The organism is Staphylococcus sp. McC-251-APC-3A2 (assembly GCF_009695665.1).
GTDB classification, from domain to species: domain Bacteria; phylum Bacillota; class Bacilli; order Staphylococcales; family Staphylococcaceae; genus Staphylococcus; species Staphylococcus cohnii.
The window spans coordinates 1-3537 of the sequence record NZ_VUNO01000017.1 but is presented as its reverse complement, the minus strand read 5'-3'; the positions used below and the strand labels follow the sequence as shown (position 1 = coordinate 3537).

The following is a 3537-nucleotide window of genomic DNA, read 5'->3' as shown; positions in this document are numbered from 1 at the left end:
TCACCCGAAATATATATCTTGAAGAATAAACTTATATCGTTTAATATCTAGATATACAAAAATTAATAAAACATAACTCTTTATATTTTATTTAGGTAAGTCGTTCACGAAAACTTTGGTCGGTTTGGGGTGAGCGACTTCTTTTTATTTGTTTATTAATATAACACTATAAAATAACTTGGTCTAATAGGAATAAGTTATTTTTGTCTACTAAATTATTTAGTCCTCTATAACTTTTTAAATCAATGATCATAAAAATACAATCAAAATATACAAGTTTTAATAAAACAGGAAAAGATTAATACTTAATTCGTTTCAATTAAATATTCTCAGGGTATACATTATAAATAATACTTAAAAAAGGAGACTACATCATGGGATTTATTATTATGATAATTGTCGGAGGACTAATTGGTTGGCTCGCAGGAGCTATCCTTGGTAAAGATGTCCCATTCGGCATAATCGGAAATATAATTGCAGGTTTAATTGGTTCTGCAATTGGTAGTAAACTTTTAGGACAATGGGGTCCAATATTAGGTGGAGTTCCAATTTTACCAGCTCTAATTGGATCAATTATTTTAATATTAATTGTTTCATTTATTACAAAAGCTATAAATAAATAATCAAGTAACCAGCTATGTATAGTTGGTTACTTTTTTGCTTTATTCCAATTCCTCTATTTGTCGACGATTCTGCGCTCCTTAATAATCCTAAAGCTGTCCATCGGTCGATTTAATAGCTAACGCTATTGACCGCTGGCGCTTTAAGTCTAATTAAGGGCTCTCATCGACAAATAGATTTTCTCGGCATAAATGCGTGTTCTTTTGTTATAATCAGTATGGAACTCCTTCCATACAGGTATTAATAAAGCATAAGCTATGTTGAATTATATCAACTTCCCAATAGTTTATGCTTTTTATAACGTAAAACCATCGTCTCTATCGTTTTCAAAAATTATTTCTGGCTCTTGTACTTTATGTTTTTGCTTAAAGAATACATCATCATTATTATCTACTGTCATAACTTCTCTCATTTTCGAACTCTCTAATCGATTATCAATATGATCTATCAATTTATGATAAACATCTTCTTTCACAATATTTTTAATTATTTTAAATACATTCTGAAATAATTTGAATGAATCACTCAATTCTTTATCTTTCTTCTGATTTTCATCTAACAATTGGTTATAACGCTGTGCTAAATTATTAAACTCATCAACTAAATCTTCATTTTCTACTTTATATTCGGTCAATTCATTATCTAAATCTCTATATTTTTGTTCAGCATCTTTCAATGCTTGACCACTTTTAACAAATTGATAATCTTCTGAAATAGATTGTGCAGCCTTTATCTGAGTTTTAAAACTTTCAAAGTCATCTTGGCTTATCACTACATTTCCTGTTTCATGCACTTCTTTATTAAACAAACCACCTACTTTTTCCATTTCAAAATCATAAGGAACATTTAAAGGCTTTTTAAGTGTTTTTAATGCATTTTGGTACTCTAGGTTCAATTTATCGTTTTCTTGCTTTATATAGTCTAATTTTTGGCTCTCATGCTTATATTCTTCTTTATGATATTCTGTTTTTTGTTTATACTGGCTTAATTGTTCATATTTATCTTTTGTTAACGTCTTAGGCAGTCCACGTTCCAAATCATACCCAGACTTATTAAGGTATTCATTAAACCTATCTTGAAATCCTGTTAAAGCCTTTTTATTACCAACAACTTCTTTAGCACTTAAACGTCCATCAGTAGTTATTGGAACCACTCCATAATGCATATGTGGCGTTTTCTCATCCAAGTGAACTGTTGCGTATAATAAATTATCTTTTCCATATTCCTGTTCTAAAAATATTTTCGCATGCTCAAAAAACTGTTTTGTATCTTCTGGTGATTGATTGTTAAAAAATTCACTATCTGATGTAATCAAACCATCTATGTGTTTAACTGCGTCTGTTCTAATTTTTCTTTTACTTGTATAATTTTCTTCGATTTTTTTATCGATTGCCGAATTGTAGTCAATTGGATTGTCATTAACTAAATCATAATTTAAATGTGATTGTTCTAAATTTATATCAATATTTTCGTAGTTATTATTTTCTCTTTGAATATGTTTTTGTAACCCAGTTGTATTTGTATTTGATTTCACTTTAGCAACCCGAATAATTGAATAAGACATAAACAAAATCACTCCTCAGCACATCTAGTGTGTTATCTTTTTAAATAAAAGTATAATACACTAGACTTATTTTCAATAAGTCGTTAAACCGTATGCTCTGCGAGGCTCAAACATGTTTTTGTGCAGGCACAAAAAATGGACTGAATAAATCAGTCCATAAGTTCAAAACCAAATTCAAAATCAAAACACCAGCAACCAAAAATGGTGGTTGCTAATGTTCATAAATTTTATGATCACTCACGTGTATAAAATTTAATTCACTTCCAAAATCTAAATTCACGTTGCCAAAAATCAATCTGCTTTTGCAATTGTTTTTCGTTCTCTTTTAAAGTCAATTTCATTAAGTCCGTTAAATCAATTGTAGAAATTTCAGTCATTAATTTTTTCATTCTATATTTCTTCTTACGTTCTAATTTTCCCCATTCACTCTCATCAAATAGCAAAGCCATAATTGTATGTCTGTCTGGAGCTTTTTCTATTGTCGAATAGTCTGGTTTTAAAATATGTAAATCATTAAAACAATCATTCCAGTAATCAACCATATCTCTTTTTAACTCAATTTCTACACGCCATAAATGTTCTGAAATAATTTCAATATCTGCATTATCCTTACGTTCTTGTTTTTTATTATAAATTCTAATAAATCTATCACTGTCACGAACACCAAAATATTTCGTTTCTGGTTTACCGTTACGACCATAAAAAATAGTTTTTTTAACTGATTTATCAGTCATTGCATAATAGTCACTCAAATCATCTTCAAAATCAAAAGCTAAATCCAATCTTGTGAAACCGTCATCTTCCATGTAGTCGATAATATTTTGTTTCAACCAAAGCATTTCTTCATGTGTAAGTTTATTCGGATTAAATTCAACACGCATATTACGTCTATCCCACGTATCTGCTTTTACTTTGTCATATTCAATATATACTTTTTCTTGTAGAGCTTTAGCTTTAAATTTCGTTTGTAATATATCCCAAAGTCTAATTTGTGGTTCAAGACTCATAAATTCAGATAGCTTTTGAGCATTATTTTTATTAAGATTTCCAACAATTGTCATAGCATCAAAACTTAATTTTGGTTGGGGGGTGTCCCAAATCGGAACACTTAACCGGCTATTAGAGTATCCGGTTTTAAGATTATTGTTCATTTCTTGATTAAAATCATTAATTTGCTCTTTTTTACTCATAAAAAATCGACTCCTTATTTTATCTAAGAAGTCGCTCACCCGAAATATATATCTTGAAGAATAAACTTATATCGTTTAATATCTAGATATACAAAAATTAATAAAACATAACTCTTTATATTTTATTTAGGTAAGTCGTTCACGAAAACTTTGGTCGGTTTG

The 3537-nt window shown here is 29.1% G+C and carries 3 protein-coding genes; 1 reads left to right on the top strand and 2 read right to left on the bottom strand.

The features are described from left to right. The first annotated feature begins 374 nt into the window (after nucleotides 1-374). Entirely contained in the window at nucleotides 375-623 is a 249-nt protein-coding gene (locus FYJ81_RS12935) for a GlsB/YeaQ/YmgE family stress response membrane protein (RefSeq protein WP_076955182.1), read from the top strand. A 293-nt stretch (nucleotides 624-916) separates the two neighbouring features. Here FYJ81_RS12935 and mobV read toward each other — a convergent pair whose 3' ends face one another. Both mobV and FYJ81_RS12925 read right to left on the bottom strand, forming a co-directional pair. Beyond that, on the bottom strand, nucleotides 917-2185 hold the full coding sequence (gene mobV / locus FYJ81_RS12930) for a MobV family relaxase (protein ID WP_154409734.1): 1269 nt from the start codon (nucleotides 2183-2185) through the stop codon (nucleotides 917-919). 257 nt (nucleotides 2186-2442) lie between these two features. Next, a complete protein-coding gene (locus FYJ81_RS12925) occupies nucleotides 2443-3375 on the bottom strand; it encodes a replication initiation factor domain-containing protein (RefSeq protein WP_107607531.1) in 933 nt (310 codons plus the stop codon). Nucleotides 3376-3537: the final 162 nt, after the last annotated feature.